Raw genomic sequence first — 19,180 nt, 5'->3', positions numbered from 1 at the left:
ATTTTGCGTATACACAGGAGAAAACCATGACCAACAAAATCGACCGTGAAGATATGCTGGCGCTGACCAGGAGGATGAATGTTGCCCGGAGTTCTTTTACAAGGATTGCGGGATGTTATGTGGATAAGGACGGGGACTTTGACGGCAGCTTTAACGTGAATTTTTTAAAGCTGTCTGCCGCAGAAAAGAAGAAAAACATTGAGCTTGCCAAGGTAGTTCCTTTTGCAGCAACAAATGTAAATCTGAAACGTTATGAATTTGCAGATGCAGACAGAAGGCCAGGAACCGTGTGGCAGCTTTTGATGGCAATCCGGGAATGTGGGCTGAAAAACGATGCTCTTATGGACAGCTTCTATGATCTTGTAATGGAGAATTATAAAAGCAGGAGACCTTATGCAGTTTATATTTTCCACGACAGATATGATATTCCGGCAAAGGCAGCAGATAAGGAGCGGCTGGGGGAATCAGAAACTGTTTTTGAATATCTGATCTGTGTAATTTGTCCACTTGCAGATGAATACGAGCCAGGCGAGCCGGAGTGCGGCTTTCTTTTTCCGGCATATACAGATGGAGGCGCAGACCTGAACCATGTTGCCGTGTTCCAGAAGGATGCAGACAGACCGCATCTGGAACTGGTGAGGTCGATTTTGCGGGTGAAATAATAAAAATTTAACAGTTGCTTTTGCAAAATATAAAAAAGGTACTCTGTTATATTGGTATCAACATAATTGATATTAATATAACAGAGTACCTTTTTACATAGTCTGGAGTTGTACTTTATGGGATATTTTCGTATTCCCGTATGATCTCCTTTGCAGCTGCATACTTCGTCCGCCAGTGCTTCAGCTGCATTGGATCCGGCGTGACGGAAGAAAGCCGCGTTTCATCTGAATTATGGGCGAGATCCGCAATCTTTACCTTACGAGCCAGCGGATTTTCGCAAAGTCTGCGCACATAATCCAGATAATCATCGGAAGGAGCGTGTGTAAGCAGCTGGACTGCCTCTGTGATCTCTCTTGGGAATTCCGCTTCCAGATCAGGAAGAGTCAGGGCAGTATCTTCCAGAACGTCATGAAGCAGGGCAATGCAGGTGGTAGTTTCATCTGTCATTTGTTCTGCAAGATGAACCGGGTGAAGAATATAAGGAACCCCACTCTGGTCATATTGTCCTTCGTGTGCTTTATATGCAATTTTTATGGCTTTTATGGTTAAGGGAGTATAGACCATAGTTTATTCTGCAGGCGCAGCCTCCGTGTCTGTATTTAATGGAGTAAAAGCTGCCAGAATTTCATCTGCTTCTGCTGTGGTATCTGTGGTGTATGATAAAATAATGGAGACAAACTTTCCTCCCTGTTTGCGGGTACAATATTTCTGAAGAATTTCATAGTCATTGACTGCCACACTTGTTTCCATAACACGGAAATCCTGCCCGGCAATCTGTATATCTGTTACGTCTGAATAAGTATAGCCCATCCCGGTAGCATCCAACATCTGCTGTGCAGCCAGAAAATACTGGTCAACAGTCATATTCTCCAGAGAAGCATCCTCGACAACTAAGGAAACATTAGGAAAACCAGAGATGGAAGAAGCCATCATTTCATAAACAGTGCCGGACAAAGCATCTTCTCCAAGTTCCACGCCGGAAGATTCTTCCAGGGTGGTCTGGCCCTGCTTCATAACAGACTGAAGCTCTTCCTCTGTATTCATGACAACTGTTTCCGGCGGTGTGAATTTCAGATTCAGCCACTCACTCTGAAAATCAATGTCTGTGATGGTGCCTTTTTCATAAGGGGTATCAGAAGTATCCGTAGCACTTTGTGTATGTGCCTCTTGTTCATTATCTGCTGCATCAGCTGTCTGTGCGGTCTCCTCCGCCAGTACTGGAACAACAGCACCGGTGCAAAGGGAAAAAGCCAGCACAGCCGGTATTAGTAAGCTCTTTTTTCTTCGCATGAATTCGGTATCCTCCTAAGATTTATAATGTCAGAAAAGTTTGATGCGTTTGTTGAATAAAGATGGGGATGAAATATCCCACAAAGTGTGATGCACATTTTGCAGAAAGCCTTTTTTAAACATGCTCTGATGTCGTGAAACTATTATAGCAAATTCGAAATTACTTTCCTAGTGATAAATGGTAGAAAAAAACGTGAAAAAATTGTGAAGGGTTACTGTTTCAAGAGAAAATTGCAGAGCGCCTGCGCTGTTACTGTTCAATCCGTTCACAGTAACGCGCTTCGCGGAACGTTACCAGTGAGCAGTAACGCTGCGCTACTGTCCTGTTTGGTGATTTGCTGTGGGGAGTTGCGTTTCCTGTCATATTTCGTTATAATAAAAACTAAAGACTCAAAAACAGATTTTTACCGATTGACAACTTATTATACAAGGAGTTTCTATATGAGCTTTTGGAATACCCTGAAACAGAAATTACGAAGCTTTATTCCGGTAAGCCGCACCTATATGGACAATAAGCTGCGTGAACTGGAAAAAGAGAATAAACGCCAGGAAAAAATCCTCCTGGAGCTTCAGAAAAACAGCCAGTCCATGCTGGAACTGAAGGAATATGTGTCACAGGAACTGCATCGCCGGGACGACTGGGGAAAACGGGCTGCACAGGTGCAGCGTGAAGCGAAAGAACGCCAGATCTGGGTGATCAAATGTCCTGCTCCTGAGGAAAAAAAGATCCGTTGGGGCGATTATGCGTATGCAGTTGCCTTGAAACGTTACCTGGATCGAATGGGAATGTACACTATAATTGACCTGCACGAAGACTGGGACTGTGAAGTGAACGCAGATGTGGTTCTTGTACTTCGAGGCTGCGAATTTTACCGTCCGGATCGTCGGAACACCAAATGCCTCTACATTATGTGGAATATCAGCCACCCGGAGATGGTTACTCAAGAAGAATACCAGCTCTATGATATTGTATGCGTAGGTTCCCGCCATTATGCCAGGGAGCTTCAGGCGAAGCTTACGGTTCCTGTTTATCCATTGCTTCAGTGTACAGACACTGAGCTTTTTTACCCGGATCAGGCAGCTGAATGCAGCCGTGGAAAAGATTATTTATTTATTGGAAATTCCCGTGGTGTGGCCCGCCCATGTGTATTATGGGCAGCCCAGGACAAACTTCCGCTGAAAATCTGGGGTGCCGGCTGGAAAGCCATGTTAGGTCCGGATAAGATCATGGTACAGGACGTTTTTATCGAAAACAGCCAGATTCCCGCCCTTTACCGAAGTGCCCGCGTCACATTGAATGACCACTGGAAAGACATGCTGGATTACCAGTTTGTGAATAATCGCATTTTCGATGCCCTGGCCTGCGGTCTCCCGGTAATATCTGACTGCTGCGATGAGCTCAGGGAAATCTTTCCGGAAGCAGTGCTGTACTATAGCAATAAAGAAGAATTCCACCAGTGCGTGAAGAAAATTGAGAACAACTATGAAGAAGTGAAAGCAAAAGTCGACGAGCAGTGGCCGGTGATTAAGGAGAAATATTCCTTTGAGGCGAGAGCGCGGGAACTGGTGGAGATTGTGGAGAAACACAGAACGGAGAATTCATGGCTTCAATAAAAACAATATCAAAAATTCTGATCATTATACCAGCTTACAATGAAGCTGGATGCATAGAAAAGGTAGTAGACAATCTGGAAAGGAATTATCCGCAATATGATTACGTGGTGATCAATGATGGCTCCACCGATGACACCCGTAAGATATGTGCCCGCCGCGGTTATAATTTCATGGATCTTCCTGTAAACACCGGACTTTCCGGCGCGATCAAAAGCGGTATGCGCTATGCGAACTATTATGGATATGATTACGTTCTCCAGCTGGACGGCGATGGTCAGCATGATCCAAAGTATATAGAGGATATGATTACGGAGATGGAGCGGACCGGTTGTGACATTGTGATCGGGTCCAGATTTAAAACCCAGCGGAAGCCTGTTAATTCCAGAATGATTGGAAGCCAGCTGCTTACCTATGCCATCATGATAACCACAGGCGGGAAATATATTGGAGATGTAACTTCCGGAATGCGCCTTTTTAATAAACGCATGATCAAACGCTTTGGCTACGACATCAATTACAGTCCGGAACCGGACACTCTGGCATACCTTTTGAATTGCGGGGTAAAGATTGAAGAAGTGCAGGTAGAAATGCACGAGCGAATTGCCGGAACCAGCTACCTGGATTTCAAAAATTCCATTTGGTATATGATGAAAATGTTCTTTTCTATTTTTATTTTTCAATGGGTGCGTAAACGAGAGAAAGGAGACAAAAAATGAGCGACACGCTGAAAGGTTTACTTATTATTGCCTCTGTTCTGACTGTTGGATGGATTCTTCGGAAAATCCGAAAAAATAAAGTCAAAATGGAGGACGCTATTTTTTGGATTTTTTTCGCGGCCATTTTACTTTTGCTGGCAATCTTTCCGGAAATTTCCTATGAATTGTGTCGTATATTCGGAATTATGTCACCAAGTAATCTGGTGTTTCTGGTGATCATTTTCCTGCTGGTGGAAAAAATATTTACCTTATCTATTATTGTATCTCAGCTGGAAGACAAGATTGGAGTGTTATCTGCAGAAGTTGCGCTTCGTTCCAAGGCTGAGAATAAGAAGATTGATAAAGTAGATGAGAAAGAGACGTTATTGGAACGGGAAGAAGTAGAAAAGCAGGAGATAGAGGCTGAAATTGGTATTGGAGAGGGAAGATGACCAATGGTTTCCTTGAAAATCATTCCAGCAGTCTGTACTCCCAACTTTGGGGGATATTTTGCAGAAAGCCTTTTTCAAACATGTTCTGGAATGAATATATCTAAAAGTTTATAGAGAAAATGAAAAATATGGGATTAAAGAATTTTGATAATAGTGATAAAATAAATCTTCATACATTTGCGGTATGCGCGTACGGTGAGAGTCCGTATTTGGAAGAATGTGTACAGTCTCTTCTGGCGCAGAAGGTCAGAACCAGAATTCTGATCGCGACTTCAACTCCCAATTCATATATATATGGAATTGGTGAGAAGTATGGAATACCTGTTCATATAAACCACGGTGAAAAAGGTCTTGCCGGAGACTGGAATTTTGCCTATAGCTGTGCAACAACACCGCTTGTAACCCTCGCTCATCAGGATGACAGATATTATGTAAACTACACGGAGGATGTACTGGCAGCTGCGAAGAAATGTCGTCATCCTCTTATTATTTTTACAGACTATAATGAACTTCGAAATGGAAAAACGGTGACAACTAACCGGCTTCTTAAGGTGAAACGTCTGCTTCTGACTCCTCTGAAACTGACTTGCTTTTGGAAAAACCGTTTTGTTCGAAGGAGAATTCTCTCCATAGGATCGGCTATCTGTTGCCCTGCAGTCACCCTTGTAAAAGAAAATCTGGACAGTTTTTCCTTTAAAAATAACATGAAAAGCAACATTGACTGGCAGGCATGGGAAGAAATTTCCAGGCGAAAAGGCGAGTTTGCATACACTGCAAGGGCAGGAATGGAGCACCGGATCCATCAGGAATCCACAACCTCGGAACTGATTGAGGAAAACGGAAGAAGAGCGGAAGACTTATATATGTTCCGGAAATTTTGGCCGGGGTGGGTTGCGAAAATGATTGAGAAGGTTTACCAGAAGAGTGAAGAATCTAATGAGGTGTGAAGAGAATTAAGGAGAAAATCATGCCGGAAGTATCTGTCATTATTCCAGTATATAATAGTGAAAAATATGTAGAAAAATGTATCTGCTCGGTTATGGCGCAGACTTTACCCGAACTGGAAATCATTATAATCAATGATGGGAGTATAGATGAAAGCGGGAAAATTCTGCGTAAATTGGCGCAGAAAGACAGCCGGATTATTCTGTTAGAACAGGAAAATAAAGGCGTGGCAGCAGCCAGAAACCTGGGTGTAGAGAAAGCGACCGGAAAATACCTTACATTTGTGGATGGAGACGATTACCTGCAGGAAGACTATATTGAAAAAATGTACAGTCTTGCGGAAAAAGAAACTCTTGATATGGTAATATGTGGCCTGACTTATGTGGACGAAGGTGGAAAAGAGCTGAATAAGATTATTCCGGGTGTGTATAAACGTTTGGAAAATGAGGAGTGGACATTCCGAATTTCAGCAGTATGTTCCCATTTATACAAACGGGAACTGTGGGAAAAGTATGACGTGAAATTTCAAAGCGGTGAGCGAGGGGAGGATATGCCGGTTTCTTTGTTTTTTTCTGCTGTATGTCCAAGAATCGCTACCTTGCCGGAATGCGGGTATTATTATGTGCAGCACGCATCGTCAGCGATTCACAATTTCAAAGGTTTGGAAAAATACTCTCTTCCGTATAAAGGCCTGGAAAATACTTTAACCAGAGTAAATAAAATTGGAATTCAGAACAGTCCGGAATTCTATGAGCTGTTTGTTATGAGGATTTTTGCAACCTGTCTGTTTCAGCTCGCCCCGGGAGCAAGATGGGAGAAAATCAGGGAATTGTGCGATTATATCAGCTGTACGGTAAATATGTATTTTCCAGCTTATTGGAAAAACAGTAAAGCAAAGCTAAATGCAAAGGTGGACATTCCATTTACGCAGAAAGCAGCAGTAAAAGTATTGATTCTTTTATTAAAAACGAAACTTCTTAGGCCCTTTGGCTGGCTGATCAGTAAAAAAAAATAACAAAAAAGATTGTGTGGCGTGCTATTTCCAATGCTTCATATTTTAAATGTTGAAGTAAAATTTCAGTAGAAATATTAAGAGGAAAACAAATGGAATACGTAAGCTTTGTGATATTACATTATAAAGATTATTCAGTAACGGATACCTGTGTCAGGTCTATATTGGCAATGGAACAGCAGGAACGTATCCGGATTGTGATCGTAGACAACGACATTCAGAAAAAAGAAAAAGACAGACAGGAACTGCTCCAAAAATATCAGGGGAATTCCAGAATCAAGGTTTTGCAGATAAAAGAAAATGGCGGCTTTTCTTATGCAAATAATCAAGGGTATCAGTACGCCAGAGAACATTTTGGGAAAAGCTATATCATTGTTTTGAATAATGACATTGAATTTACACAAAAAGACTTTATCAGCAGACTGGAAAAAAGTTATGTAAATAATCAATGCTATGTTCTGGGTCCCGATGTGATCAGGCAGAGTACCGGTGAACATCAGAACCCAATGGATACCAGACTTAGAACCAAAGAAGAAGCAGAATATACTATAAAAATGAACCGCCTGGCGTTACGTTTTTATCCAGTCATGTATCCTGTTGTTTACCATATGCTTCAAAAAGCGGAAAAAAACAAGATAGAAAATCAGAAACAACATATGACACTTTATAGTCAGCTTCAGAAAAATATTGTCCCTTTTGGCGCCTGTCTTATTTTTACTCCATCATTTGTCGAAAAAGAAGAAAAAGCCTTTGAGCCGGAAACCCGGTTTTTCTACGAAGAATATATACTGGCGCTGCGCTGTCAGCGAAAAGGCTATAATATTGTGTATGATCCTTCCATGTCGGTGAAACATGAAAGCGGTGCAGCAACCAAGAAAAGCTATGGGACAGAAAAGAAGCGGATTCGGTTTATGATGGAGAAGACTGTGGGGGCGTGTGAGGTTTATTTGGAGATGCTGGGAGAAGAGTAAGTCTGAGAGATACTTTTTCATGTGGTTTTCTTGCGTTTTATATACATATATGATAAGATAACTTCGATTTAAAAGGACAAATATTTGAAATGATCAGGTGGAATACATGAAAAAATGGTGTGAGAAATTGAAAGGAAATTTATTTTTTGTTAGTCAGTTTGCATTGGATGATTTTAAAACAAAATATGCCGGTTCTGTGTTGGGATTTTTCTGGGCATTTGTTCAGCCGGTTATTACGGTATTAATATACTGGTTCATCTTTCAGATTGGATTCAAAAATGGAGATGTAGACGGCTATCCATTCATATTATGGCTGGTATCCGGCTTATTGCCATGGTTTTTTGTAAGTGATTCTATTACAAATGCAACTTCAAGCTTAGTAGAATACAGTTATCTTGTAAAAAAGGTTTTGTTTAATATTAATATATTGCCAGTTGCAAGAGTTGTATCTGTGTTTTTTGTACAATTATTTTTAATTGGTTTTACAGCGATATTATTTATCGTATATGGACAGATGCCAAGTGTGTATTGGTTACAGTTAGTTTATTATATTGTCTACATGCTTCTTGTATGCATTGGAATATCGTATTTCACTGCATCACTTTTTGTTTTTTTTAGGGATGTCGTTCAAATCGTATCCATTGTTCTACAGATTGTTTTCTGGATAACACCGATTGTATGGCAGATGAGTATTTTTGATGAAAAGGTACAGTGGGCACTGAACTTTAATCCTTTGTTTTATCCGGTACGAGGCTATCGTGACGCATTGATGAGTGGAAAATGCTTTTGGGAATATGGATTCGGATGGAATTTGTATTATTGGCTGATTGCGTTGGCTTTTTGTTTAATAGGAATGAGCTGCTTCAAAAAATTAAAACAGCATTTTGCTGACGTATTATAGAAGTGAGGATATTAGGAATGCAAAATTATGCAGTGAATATAGAAAATTTGAATAAAACATATCGCTTATATAATAAACCGTCTGATCGTGTAAAGGAAGCGTTAGGCTTTGGCAAGAAGCAGAGTAAAACTTTTGAGGCGCTTAAGGATGTAAGCTTCAATGTGAAAAAAGGCGAGACAGTGGGGATTATCGGAACGAATGGTGCCGGTAAATCTACTTTGCTGAAAATTGTAACCGGAGTTTTAAGTCCGACAGCAGGAAATATTCAGATAGAAGGTAAGGTTTCTGCTTTATTGGAACTTGGAGCTGGCTTTAATGAAGAATATTCTGGAATAGAAAATATATATTTGAATGGCCGTATGATGGGTTATTCACGTAAGGAAATGGATGAGCGCCTTAACGGAATCGTAGAATTTGCGGATATTGGAGACTTTATCAATCAGCCGGTGAAAACTTACTCAAGCGGTATGTTTGCACGTTTGGCTTTCGCAGTTGCGATTAATGTGGAACCAGATATTCTTATTGTAGATGAAGCACTGAGTGTTGGAGACATTTTCTTCCAGAACAAGTGTTTTAAAAAATTTGATGAGTTAAAACGAAATGGCGTTACGATTCTTTTTGTATCTCATGATATCGGAAGTGTACGCCAGATGTGTTCCAGAGTTTTATGGCTTGATCATGGTACGGTCAGAGCCTTTGGCGAAGCTGCGCATATTTGTGATATGTATATGGACGAAAAGCGAAAATCAGCAGAATATGTGGCCGGACATATTCAGGATGAAGTTGCAGGGAATGTCTTCATGGAAAAAATTGATGAAGAGAGAAAATATCCCAAGATCAGTTTTGTGGAGGATCGTTTTCACAATGACAGTGTGGCAATCCGTTCTCTGTTTTTTACAGATTCCGAAGATAAAGCGGTAAATCGACTGTACGTTGATAAAACTTATCGAACTCATGTAGTAATTGAGTGTATGAAAGATGCACCAAGCCTGATTGTTGGATTTGTGTTGGAGAATAACAAAGGACTTCCTCTGTTTGATATTAACAATTTTATTAATCAGGGCGAAGTGGTCAACGGAAAGAAAAATGACATTATTGAGATCGTGTACGAATATACATTGCCGCGTATCATGAATGGTGTTTATCTGGTAGGAGCAGCGGTAGGTCAGGGTACACAGTCTAAGCATGAAATGCTTACCTGGCTTCATGGTATTATGGAACTGGAAGTCGTAAATCAAGGTTACAATTCTTCTTATATTGAAATTCCAAGCAAGATCAGAGCCTTTTCTAATCGACAGGAAAATGTAATGTTTTTATAGAATTTGTGGGTAAAATATGGATATTGTAATTGTTACATATAATTCTGAAAAATGGATAAAAAGGTGCCTGGATTCTCTGCTGAAGGCAAAGGCACTTTCTTCAGATCTGAAGTTGTTTTTTGTGGATAATCATTCCAGTGATCAGACGGTAGAATTGCTGACTGCTTATAAAAAGAAATACGACTTCAGCCGTTTTGAGATTATTCAGCAGGAACAGAATCAGGGTTTTGGAAATGCTAATAATCTGGGAGCATCCTTTGGAAAGGATGAAATTGTTTGCTTTTTGAACGTTGATACAGAGGTATTCGAAGATACTTTTAAGCGGCTGGAAGAGATAATTGCAGAGTCATCGAAAGAAATCGGAGCCTGGGAATTCAGACAGCTGCCATATGAGCATCCCAAAATTTATGATCCTGTTACTGGCATTACAAGTTGGATGTCCGGAGCAGCATTTGCAGTACGCAGAGAAATTTTTGAAAAACTTCAGGGGTTTGATAAAAATATTTTTATGTATGCGGAGGACGTGGATTTCAGTTGGCGTCTGAGAGCATCCGATTACAAAATTAAATATTGTCCGACTGTGAAAATAATGCATTATTCGTACGAAAGCATTGGAGCGGTGAAGCCGGCGCAGTATGTAAATTCTCTGATTAATAATCTGCTGCTGCGATATCGTTTTGGCAGCTTTTCCGATGTGATGAGAGGCTATTTTCAGTTTGCAATAGTGTTTTTTTTACATCGGGCCCCCTATCCGGGAGCAAAAAAACAATTGCTTCAGGCTTTTGCGGCACATTTTTCATGTATCTCTTCTTTTAATAATAAAAGTTATGCCAGGGCGCAGGTGGGACAGTTCCTGGAGTGGGATTATGAAATTACGCGTGACAATAAAATCCAAACACAGAAGGATTGTGAATTTTGTCCTTTGGTTTCCATTATTGTGCGAACCTGTCAGCGTGCAGAAGTTTTAAGAGAAGCGTTGATCAGCATCCGAAATCAGACGTATTCCAATATAGAGGTTATAGTGGTGGAAGATGGTGAGGCTTCTGCTGAAAAAATGATCGTAGAAGAATTTTCAGATTTGAATATCCGATATTATTCCACCGGAAAGAAAGCCGGACGTTCAGAAGCGGGAAATCTTGCATTATCGAAAGCAGCCGGGGAATATATTAATTTTCTGGACGATGATGATATCTTTTTTGCGGATCATGTAGAAACCCTGGTACAGGCTTTGGCGCAGAACAGAAAATATCTTGCAGCATATGCATTTGGATTTGAGACTCCGGTTGTTGTAGAAAGCACCTCTCCGTACAAATACCATATTAAAGCTTATAATAAGCGATATACGACTGCATTTGATGAAGTAGAGCTGTGTTATCATAATTTTATACCAATACAATGCATTATGTTCTCGAGACGTCTTTATGAAGAATTTGGGGGCTTTGACAGCTCACTGGATTATCTGGAGGACTGGGATTTATGGGTAAGGTATGCACAAAGGACAAAGTATATTTGTGTGGAAAAAACAACATCTTTGTATAGAGTTCCTTTTGAACAGAAGATTCAGAAAGAACGACAGCATCAATTAGACGAGGCATTAAAAACAGTACGAAAAAAACACGAATCCTATGAGATTCCTGTGAGTGCAGCAAGACTGGCTGTATATGGAAAAAAACGAATATGGGAGAAATAATAATGAAATTACAAATTCAATCTGTAATTTATGGAAATCAGGTAGACGCTTTGGTGAAAGCAATGAAAGCCCTTCAGCAGGCTGTAAAAGTCTATCACAGACGCGTGGGAGATCTGCAGGTGAGGCTTATTTATGGTGACTCTACACCAACTCCTGTTCTGGATGAAAAAACACAGAAAGATATCCGTGAAATGCTGAAGGCGGAAATTGAATTTGAATATAAAGTATTTGGATTTAATTCCGGAACTGCCAAAGGTCATAATCTGATGGCTGAGAATACAGATGCTGATATTATGATGATCATGAATCCAGATGTTATTTTGGAGCCAACCTGTCTGTGTAAGCTGATGGAACCTCTTAAACTGAAAGAGGTTGGAATGGTGGAGGCAAGACAGACTCCGCTGGAGCATGCAAAGGAATATAATACAAAAACAGGAGAAACGGAATGGGCATCTACTGCCTGTACTGTGTTTAAAACAGAGGTATACAATAAAATAAATGGTTTTGATGCAGAAACCTTCTTTTTATATTGTGATGACCTGGATTTTTCCTGGCGTGTGCGCTTGGCTGGTTATAAAATCATTTATATGCCATCCGCTATTGTATATCATGCTAAAAATCTGTCCTTATCAGGAACCTGGCAGCCTACATCCGCAGAAATATATTATTCTGCAGAAGCAGCCATGCTTCTTGCCTATAAATGGTCAAATCCGGAAAGGGCAGAAAAGCTTTGCCAGCAGTATCTGACTCATGGTGGTGAAAGCGAAAAAAAAGCAGCGCAGGAATATCGTAAAAGAGAAAAAGAGGGTACTTTACCCCAAATGATAGATCCAGAACATAAAATCGGAAGATTTTTAGGGGATGAATATTGTAAGATGCGATTTAAGTTTAATCACTAATTGCTTTGAGGAAATGAGTATGAATAATAAAAATAATAATAGTTGGAAAGATATTATTGGTGAATTTTCAGCGAACAGTAATGTTGGGCTGTATTTAAAAGGATTAGAGCATTTAAATACAGAAGAAAACCAGAAATTATACGAAGAGAAATATCTTCCTGTCATTCAAGGTGAAAAAAAGGAAAATTCTCCTTTTTTAAGCGTTATTATCCGTACGCAGGGAAAGAGAGAGCAGGGATTGCGCGAAGCCCTGCTGTGTCTGCAGGCGCAGGAATGCCAGGACTTTGAAATATTATTGATTGCGCATAAAGCTGATGAAGAACATGGTAAGTTGATCGAAGAAATTCTGGAAGATCAGGAAGAGGAATTCAGAAAGAAAATAAGATTCTTTCGTCTGAATGAAGGAACCAGAACAACTCCGCTGAATTATGGTTTTTCCCATGCGTGGGGCAAGTATGCAGCTGTTTTTGATGATGATGATATTCTTTTCTCAAACTGGGTAGAGGAATTTAAAAAGTGTGCAGAAGAAAACGAGGGCCGTATTCTTCATTCTTTTGCATTTGCACAGGACTGGGAAAATCTGGAAAAACTGGGATATTGTGCAGTGGCTGCTCCGTCTGCAAACTACTGTGTTCCCTTTAATTTGATCAATCAGTTATCTGTTAACAGATGCCCATTGATGACTCTGGCGTTTCCTGTAAATATTTTTCAGAAGGCAGGAATTATATTCAACGAAAGCCTTAATGTGACAGAAGATTGGGAATATTTTATGAGAACCGCTTTTTTATGCGGCGTTTCCGATATTGAAGCACCGACAGCAATCTACAGATTCTGGAAAAACATTGAAACATCTGCCACCTTGCATGATCAGGAAAATTGGGATGCAACGTATCATTCTGTACAAGAGACTTACAACAGTCAGAATATTATTCTGCCGGCAGGAAATATCAGAAGAATCATAGAGCTGTCAACAGCTGGTGCAGCTCAGAATCTTGTAAATGCCAATGGCGAAATGGTAAGTCAACTTTTCTTCAGTAAAGGTGAAAGGTTTAGCAATAATCAGGTGATTCAGGCCGTGAATAAGGCAGAAGCACCGCAATTTGACATCTGGTTTCTATTTGAAGAAAAAACAAATGATTTAACAGCAATGCGATTCGATTTATGTGAAGAAGGACTGTTTATGCTGAAAAATTTCAGTGTGGATATCTGGTTTACAAACGGAGAGAAAAAAGTACTTACGTTAGAGGATTGTGTACATAACGGCCTGGAGACGAAAGAGGGAGTATTTTTCATTAACTCAGATCCGGAAATCGTGTGGGAACTTAAAGATGAAAGACTGCTCGATGTTGTGAATGTGAAAGGGGAATTTGAACGGCGGGTGAAAACCAAAGGATGGGTGAATACGCTGCTGAATATTTTCCCATTGAAAAAATGTTTTAAAAAGAGAAAACTACATAACAAAGGGTATTTTTAGATCAGGAGGGTAAGATAATGAAAGTATTGGTAACTGGTGCTGCTGGCTATATGGGAAAATATGTAGTAAAAGAATTGTTGGGAAAAGGTCATGAGGTTTATGCAATTGACTTTAACCATAAGGAAATTGACTCAAGAGCTGAAATTCTGGATGTGGATATATTTTCCGGTGATGACAGAATTTATGAAAAGGTAAAATGTCCTGATTTATGTATTCATTTAGCATGGCAGGATGGATTTGTGCATAATTCACCAAAGCATATGGAAAACTTATCAAAGCATTTTACATTTCTGAAGAATTTAATTGATGGCGGCTGCAAAAGAATCGCAGTTATGGGAACCATGCATGAGATTGGATTCTGGGAAGGTGCAGTGGATGAAAATACTCCGTGTAATCCATTATCACAGTATGGTATTGCAAAAAATGCATTGAGACAGTCTCTTTTACTGCTAACCCAGAATTCAGATGTGAAGATTTACTGGTTAAGAGCATATTACATTCTGGGAGATGACAGACGAAACAGTTCTATTTTCACAAAGCTGCTTCAGGCAGTAGAAGATGGAAAAGAAGAATTTCCATTTACTTCAGGTGAAAACAAATATGATTTCATTGACATAAAAGATCTTGCAATGGAAATCGTAGCTGCAAGCACACAGGATGAAATTACTGGAATTATAAATGTCTGCACAGGAAATCCAGTTGCTCTGAAAGATAAGGTGGAAGCATTCATTAAAGAAAAGGGACTTCCGATTAAATTGAAATATGGAGCATTTCCTGACAGACCTTATGATTCCAAGATTATTTATGGCGATAGCACGAAAATAAATAAAATTTTAATGACAACAGGGAAATAACATTATAAAAGGATGTGATCGTGTGGAATTCGGAAATGGAAAAAAGAATCAGTTAGTATGGCGCTCGTCTGAAAACAGATATCATAATGAGGAATTCAAAGTGAATGAAGATAATGACAATGTAAATGTTGCGATACTTGCACGCCAGGTAAATGCAGAAAGTACAGTGCTTGATATTGGCTGCGGTGAGGGCAAATTTGGTGCTATGCTACTGAATAAAAAATGCCAATTATATGGAATCGATATTGATTCAGAAGCATGTCGAAATGCATCGGAAAAATATAAATATAATAAGATATTCTGCACAAATATTGAAGCGCCTGATTATGCGGATGAAGGATTTGCAGAATTAGAAAGTCTGTCTTTTGAATTTGACTATATTGCCTTGATCGACATTCTTGAACATGTAATAAATCCTACAAGGGTTATTGAAAACTCAGTCAGATACTTGAAAGATAAAGGGAAAATCCTGATCAGTGTTCCAAATGTGAATAATGCAGATATATTTTTAAATTTGCTTAATGATCATTTTAATTATCGCGAAGCGGGTGTGCTGGATAATACACACACGAAATATTTTACCAGACATTCCTTTATTGAGTGGATCGAAGATATTAATAGTACAGCAGACTTTGCACTGGATTGTGAATATATAGGAAGTACTTTCGGGGAAACCGAGTTTATGCAGGAAGTGGAGAAAAAGTATCCAAACGTGTATGAACTGATTCAGTTAAATCCATGGTTTAATGCGATTCAGCATTTGTTTGTACTGACCTATTATAAAAACAAAAAAGAGGCAAACACCAATCATCTAGAAGGACTTTTACAGGAAAAGGGTAATGATCTTGTAGGAAAGCTGAATCAGGTGCTTGATTTTTCAGGGGCAGATTTGCAGGAAAAGGATTTTTCAATGCTTCCAAATGAGAGAAGAACTTTAAAAGAGCAGGTCTTTGTATCAGAAGAAGGATGGAAAAAGTGTGCAGATGAGTTAAAGAAAGCGAAAGCCTTTGAGGAAAAAAATCAGAGAGACATTGATGAATTAAAGCAAGCATTAGAGCAATCGCAGCAAATGGTGAGTGAAAAAAATGCGGAGCTTAAAAATGTAGAGGATAAATTGGCGCAAAGTACAGCCGCACTGGAAGAAACTCGTGTTGAGTGGAAAAAGTGTGCAGGGGCATTGGAAGAAACCCGTACCGAATGGAAAGAATGTGCGGAAGCATTGGAAAATGCGAAAAAAGGCTGGGGAGAATGCGCGGAAGCATTAGAAAATGCGAAAAAAGGCTGGAAAGAATGTGCGGAAGCGTTAGAAAGTGCGAAAAAAGGCTGGAAAGAATGTGCGGATGCATTAGAACAGGAAAGAAAATCAAAGTGATGTATCCACATAAGTGAAATATAAGAGGAAATGGAGAAAGAAATTATTTAATGGCGAGGGAGAAAAGAGATAATAATTTTAATATCATTAGGTTTGTTGCTGCAATAATGGTTATGGCTGGACATATGGCATATATTGGTGGCTATACCCTTCCTACATTATGGGGAGAAGGAATTCAGGCGCTCGGAGTAAAAATCTTCTTTTTGATTGGTGGATTTCTTATTGCGAAAAGCTGGGAATCAGATTCTAATCCGGTACGGTATATGACGAAAAGAGTTTTTAGAATTTTTCCTGCGCTTATTGCATTTACATTAGTTGCTGCTTATGTGATTGGACCAATCCTGTCAACACTTACAATCAACGAATATTTTCAGTCACCACTGGTTAGAAATTATCTGCGAAATATATTGTTATTTCCAGCATATTCACTGCCGGGAGTGTTTGAAACAAATCCATATCCCAATGCAGTAAATGGTTCATTATGGACTCTGCCTATAGAATTCGCAATGTATATTTTGGTTCCGATTATTTTGATTCTTGCAGGAAAAAAAAAGGAGAAGAGATATTCTTTTGCTTTTGTTTCTGTGATTACCGTTGTATTATGTTGTCTACAAATGGTAAAACTTTTGTATCATCCTGAATGGCGTTGTGTCATATATGGGACAGATATATGGGCTGCGATGGAACTGATTCCGTGGTATCTGATTGGAGTGTTATTCACTTTTCCATGTATGCAGAAATTGTTAAATATTCAGGTAAGTATTTTGGCAGCCTTCCTGTTGTCCTGTCTGAACCCAGGATCGCTTACCTTTTGTATATTAAAATATGTGACATTTTCATATACAATATTCTCCTTTGCATTGGTGGAAAAACCGACCTTTGCAAAATGCTTTTCGCAGGCTGATATATCATATGGATTATATTTATATGGTTTTTTTGTGCAGCAGATCATAGTATATCTGTTTAATAAAAGCAGCATTGTAATAGGAGAAATTTGGTTATTGGTATTTTGTATTGGCATTACATGCATAATAGCGCTGCTTTCTTTTTTATGCGTAGAAAAGCCGATGCAGCAGCTAAGCAAGAAAATATTGGCCAGATTATAGAAAATGCATAATTATATTAGACTTTTGTTCGTCGATTATCTATGTAAAAACTATATAGTAATCGACGCTGGTTATTATGGATAGCTCTGTAAATCTTGGAAGTAGTACACGTTTTCCCATATTTACATGAATTAGAATACAATGCTGATATGGAATAATTTGATTAATTATACGATAGGGGTTGGAATGATAATTGAAGAATGTAATTTGACATTTGATCCCGATATGCTGGTGAATATCAACTCGTATAGAGAATATCATCCCAAAGAACATTTTTCCACTCTTGCCCGCCGATTACCAATGTAGTAAAATAAACCTACATGGTAATCGGCGGTTTGTTATTATGGAGGGGTTATTTCATGGGCAGATTTGTAAATCTTGGCAATAACGCGTTTCAGACTGCACTTACTATTTATAGTCACAAATTTATTATATGGGAGAAAGAAGTATGAAACAACGTATTCAATGAATTGATGTTGCAAAATGTTTTGGAATGTTTTTTATTTATTTAGGACACTATGGAGTTGTGACAGGAAATGCATATAATTGGGTTTTTAGTTTTCACGTATGTTTATTTTTTTATTTGTCTGGATGCCTTGAAAATTTTAATCATAAAACAATATTAGAAAATATTCAAAAAAAGGTTATTAATATTTTAATTCCTTTTTTCTTTTTCGCTATATTAGGCATTCTATATAATGCTGTATTGATAAATACAAATGTTTATATACACGAGAATTTAATGCTTTTATTAAAAGGGGATATTCGAAATCATATAAATTTTGGGGGCGGATTATGGTTTCTTTCTTGTCTGTTTGTTATTGAAATATTATTTTCTTTTATAAAGAAAATGAATAAAAAAATTATTATATTTATTACATGCTTAATTTTATTTATGTTCTCACAGTTTTTGATTTCTCCACCTCCCACCGTACAACCAAGTTGGTATTGGAATATTGATAGTGCATTATACTATACTATTTTTTATTGTATAGGATTTATTACATATGAGCCGGTCCTTAAACTTTTTAGAAGTAAGAAATCACTTGTAAAATGGATTTCAAATATTGCTCTGCTATTATGTTTTATATATTCGTTTTCCCTATTTTGGAAAAATAATTTATTGTCTAAAATAATTGGATTAAATGATATAATTGGAAAGATGTTTGAAATTATCACTCCGCTTCCTTCTATATTTTTAGTTCTTAGAGTTTCGTATTTTCTATCGGGTGTAGAAATATTGGAACGATTAGGAAGAGCATCTTTGTATTTGTGTGGAAATGAATTTATAATAAAGGAATTGGTTCCGCAGATTCTTGGTATATTCAACATTTCAATAACTATAAGTACTACAATTCAAGCATACATATATTGCTTTTTGCTATTATGTCTTGTAGAAAAATTGTTAATGCCATCTGAAAAATTAATTATAGAAAAATTGCAAAATGAAACTTCTTCTTTAGTTAAAATGTTGTTACAGTGTAAATGATTGTAAGTGTCTTAAAACATGGTGTAGTGACTCCAGACGTTTCTCCTGATATAATGTAATATAGTGGTTTTGAGTCACTTACGAAAAATCACACGTCGGAAAAAGAAGGGAATGAAGGACTTTATCCGTGGAATCATAGAGGAAAATCAGGGCGGTTTTGAGAACAGCCGGGGGAAATATGTTGACAGGTATGATGTATACGGTATGATAGTGAAGCGTTTTTTATGCGAGGGAGACACGAAAAAAAGGAACTTTCATATTTATTACAGTGACGGAAAAGCTTACAGTAAAAAGTAGGAGATCAAGCCCTGGATGAAAAGATTGAACGCAGATAAGCATTCCCCCGCTTCAAGTGTGCGGAGCACTAAGCAGCAGGTGAGGGGGATGCTTCTGTCAGTGGGAATTGAAAGCTCCCACTGACAGATCGCGAAGCG

20 protein-coding genes are annotated in these 19,180 nt (G+C 38.6%); 18 read left to right on the top strand and 2 right to left on the bottom strand.

Annotated features, from left to right (window positions below):
* Positions 1-26 precede the first annotated feature (26 nt).
* Positions 27-662, top strand: coding sequence for a DUF4317 family protein (locus AB5706_RS00485; RefSeq protein WP_330661182.1), 636 nt, complete (start codon positions 27-29; stop codon positions 660-662).
* Positions 663-777: 115 nt separating this feature from the next.
* Here AB5706_RS00485 and AB5706_RS00480 read toward each other — a convergent pair whose 3' ends face one another.
* Positions 778-1,227, bottom strand: coding sequence for an HD domain-containing protein (locus AB5706_RS00480; RefSeq protein WP_118582867.1), 450 nt, complete (start codon positions 1,225-1,227; stop codon positions 778-780).
* 3 nt (positions 1,228-1,230) lie between these two features.
* Positions 1,231-1,953, bottom strand: a complete 723-nt coding sequence (locus tag AB5706_RS00475) for a hypothetical protein (protein WP_368365651.1) — start codon at positions 1,951-1,953, stop codon at positions 1,231-1,233.
* A 62-nt stretch (positions 1,954-2,015) separates the two neighbouring features.
* Between AB5706_RS00475 and AB5706_RS00470 the strand changes: the two genes are divergently transcribed.
* From AB5706_RS00470 to AB5706_RS00390, 17 genes are all read left to right on the top strand, one after another.
* Positions 2,016-2,072 (top strand): DUF6783 domain-containing protein, encoded by a 57-nt coding sequence (locus AB5706_RS00470; protein ID WP_368365670.1) that lies wholly within the window; start codon positions 2,016-2,018, stop codon positions 2,070-2,072.
* 322 nt (positions 2,073-2,394) lie between these two features.
* Positions 2,395-3,567: a glycosyltransferase family protein gene (locus tag AB5706_RS00465; protein ID WP_368365650.1), complete on the top strand. Its 1,173-nt coding sequence runs from the start codon at positions 2,395-2,397 to the stop codon at positions 3,565-3,567.
* On the top strand, positions 3,555-4,283 hold the full coding sequence (locus AB5706_RS00460) for a glycosyltransferase family 2 protein (protein WP_195991162.1): 729 nt from the start codon (positions 3,555-3,557) through the stop codon (positions 4,281-4,283). The genes AB5706_RS00465 and AB5706_RS00460 overlap by 13 nt, the downstream gene beginning before the upstream one ends.
* Positions 4,280-4,714 carry a DUF2304 domain-containing protein gene (locus tag AB5706_RS00455; RefSeq protein WP_148462150.1) on the top strand — a complete coding sequence of 145 codons (435 nt, stop codon included), beginning with the start codon at positions 4,280-4,282 and terminating at the stop codon, positions 4,712-4,714. The genes AB5706_RS00460 and AB5706_RS00455 overlap by 4 nt, the downstream gene beginning before the upstream one ends.
* Positions 4,715-4,842: 128 nt before the next feature.
* Positions 4,843-5,661, top strand: a complete 819-nt coding sequence (locus tag AB5706_RS00450; RefSeq protein WP_368365649.1) for a glycosyltransferase family A protein — start codon at positions 4,843-4,845, stop codon at positions 5,659-5,661.
* Positions 5,662-5,681: 20 nt separating this feature from the next.
* Positions 5,682-6,674, top strand: a complete 993-nt coding sequence (locus AB5706_RS00445) for a glycosyltransferase family 2 protein (protein ID WP_148462152.1) — start codon at positions 5,682-5,684, stop codon at positions 6,672-6,674.
* An 89-nt stretch (positions 6,675-6,763) separates the two neighbouring features.
* Positions 6,764-7,642 (top strand): glycosyltransferase family 2 protein, encoded by an 879-nt coding sequence (locus AB5706_RS00440; RefSeq protein ID WP_148462153.1) that lies wholly within the window; start codon positions 6,764-6,766, stop codon positions 7,640-7,642.
* Positions 7,643-7,748: 106 nt separating this feature from the next.
* On the top strand, positions 7,749-8,543 hold the full coding sequence (locus AB5706_RS00435) for an ABC transporter permease (protein ID WP_148462154.1): 795 nt from the start codon (positions 7,749-7,751) through the stop codon (positions 8,541-8,543).
* 17 nt (positions 8,544-8,560) lie between these two features.
* Positions 8,561-9,862 (top strand): ABC transporter ATP-binding protein, encoded by a 1,302-nt coding sequence (locus tag AB5706_RS00430; RefSeq protein ID WP_148462155.1) that lies wholly within the window; start codon positions 8,561-8,563, stop codon positions 9,860-9,862.
* 16 nt (positions 9,863-9,878) lie between these two features.
* Positions 9,879-11,552 carry a glycosyltransferase gene (locus AB5706_RS00425; RefSeq protein WP_368365648.1) on the top strand — a complete coding sequence of 558 codons (1,674 nt, stop codon included), beginning with the start codon at positions 9,879-9,881 and terminating at the stop codon, positions 11,550-11,552.
* A gap of 2 nt (positions 11,553-11,554) precedes the next feature.
* Positions 11,555-12,451: a glycosyltransferase family protein gene (locus AB5706_RS00420; RefSeq protein WP_187566109.1), complete on the top strand. Its 897-nt coding sequence runs from the start codon at positions 11,555-11,557 to the stop codon at positions 12,449-12,451.
* A gap of 19 nt (positions 12,452-12,470) precedes the next feature.
* Positions 12,471-13,925 (top strand): glycosyltransferase family 2 protein, encoded by a 1,455-nt coding sequence (locus tag AB5706_RS00415; RefSeq protein WP_195380266.1) that lies wholly within the window; start codon positions 12,471-12,473, stop codon positions 13,923-13,925.
* 17 nt (positions 13,926-13,942) lie between these two features.
* Complete coding sequence (locus AB5706_RS00410; protein WP_148462159.1) at positions 13,943-14,779, top strand: NAD-dependent epimerase/dehydratase family protein; 837 nt, start codon at positions 13,943-13,945, stop codon at positions 14,777-14,779.
* Between the two features lie 22 nt (positions 14,780-14,801).
* Entirely contained in the window at positions 14,802-16,151 is a 1,350-nt protein-coding gene (locus tag AB5706_RS00405; RefSeq protein ID WP_270413456.1) for a class I SAM-dependent methyltransferase, read from the top strand.
* A 50-nt stretch (positions 16,152-16,201) separates the two neighbouring features.
* Complete coding sequence (locus AB5706_RS00400) at positions 16,202-17,257, top strand: acyltransferase family protein (protein WP_187566112.1); 1,056 nt, start codon at positions 16,202-16,204, stop codon at positions 17,255-17,257.
* A gap of 469 nt (positions 17,258-17,726) precedes the next feature.
* Entirely contained in the window at positions 17,727-18,746 is a 1,020-nt protein-coding gene (locus tag AB5706_RS00395; RefSeq protein WP_368365669.1) for an acyltransferase family protein, read from the top strand.
* A 111-nt stretch (positions 18,747-18,857) separates the two neighbouring features.
* Positions 18,858-19,043 (top strand): hypothetical protein, encoded by a 186-nt coding sequence (locus AB5706_RS00390; protein WP_148462163.1) that lies wholly within the window; start codon positions 18,858-18,860, stop codon positions 19,041-19,043.
* The last annotated feature ends 137 nt before the right edge of the window (positions 19,044-19,180 follow it).

Origin of the sequence: Ruminococcus sp. RTP21484sp1_RTP21277st1_D2_RTP21277_210401 (assembly GCF_040924225.1) — a bacterium.
Lineage (GTDB): Bacteria > Bacillota > Clostridia > Lachnospirales > Lachnospiraceae > Blautia_A > Blautia_A faecis.
This window is presented reverse-complemented; position numbering and strand designations above follow the sequence as displayed.

Coding starts and splice junctions, on each gene's coding strand:
- AB5706_RS00415 (WP_195380266.1), top strand. CDS start 12,471: ATGAATAATAAAAATAATAATAGTTGGAAAGATATTATTGGTGAATTT.
- AB5706_RS00390 (WP_148462163.1), top strand. CDS start 18,858: ATGAAGGACTTTATCCGTGGAATCATAGAGGAAAATCAGGGCGGTTTT.
- AB5706_RS00430 (WP_148462155.1), top strand. CDS start 8,561: ATGCAAAATTATGCAGTGAATATAGAAAATTTGAATAAAACATATCGC.
- AB5706_RS00465 (WP_368365650.1), top strand. CDS start 2,395: ATGAGCTTTTGGAATACCCTGAAACAGAAATTACGAAGCTTTATTCCG.
- AB5706_RS00480 (WP_118582867.1), bottom strand. CDS start 1,227: ATGGTCTATACTCCCTTAACCATAAAAGCCATAAAAATTGCATATAAA.
- AB5706_RS00420 (WP_187566109.1), top strand. CDS start 11,555: ATGAAATTACAAATTCAATCTGTAATTTATGGAAATCAGGTAGACGCT.
- AB5706_RS00455 (WP_148462150.1), top strand. CDS start 4,280: ATGAGCGACACGCTGAAAGGTTTACTTATTATTGCCTCTGTTCTGACT.
- AB5706_RS00485 (WP_330661182.1), top strand. CDS start 27: ATGACCAACAAAATCGACCGTGAAGATATGCTGGCGCTGACCAGGAGG.
- AB5706_RS00410 (WP_148462159.1), top strand. CDS start 13,943: ATGAAAGTATTGGTAACTGGTGCTGCTGGCTATATGGGAAAATATGTA.
- AB5706_RS00460 (WP_195991162.1), top strand. CDS start 3,555: ATGGCTTCAATAAAAACAATATCAAAAATTCTGATCATTATACCAGCT.
- AB5706_RS00435 (WP_148462154.1), top strand. CDS start 7,749: ATGAAAAAATGGTGTGAGAAATTGAAAGGAAATTTATTTTTTGTTAGT.
- AB5706_RS00425 (WP_368365648.1), top strand. CDS start 9,879: ATGGATATTGTAATTGTTACATATAATTCTGAAAAATGGATAAAAAGG.
- AB5706_RS00475 (WP_368365651.1), bottom strand. CDS start 1,953: ATGCGAAGAAAAAAGAGCTTACTAATACCGGCTGTGCTGGCTTTTTCC.
- AB5706_RS00440 (WP_148462153.1), top strand. CDS start 6,764: ATGGAATACGTAAGCTTTGTGATATTACATTATAAAGATTATTCAGTA.
- AB5706_RS00400 (WP_187566112.1), top strand. CDS start 16,202: ATGGCGAGGGAGAAAAGAGATAATAATTTTAATATCATTAGGTTTGTT.
- AB5706_RS00445 (WP_148462152.1), top strand. CDS start 5,682: ATGCCGGAAGTATCTGTCATTATTCCAGTATATAATAGTGAAAAATAT.
- AB5706_RS00450 (WP_368365649.1), top strand. CDS start 4,843: ATGGGATTAAAGAATTTTGATAATAGTGATAAAATAAATCTTCATACA.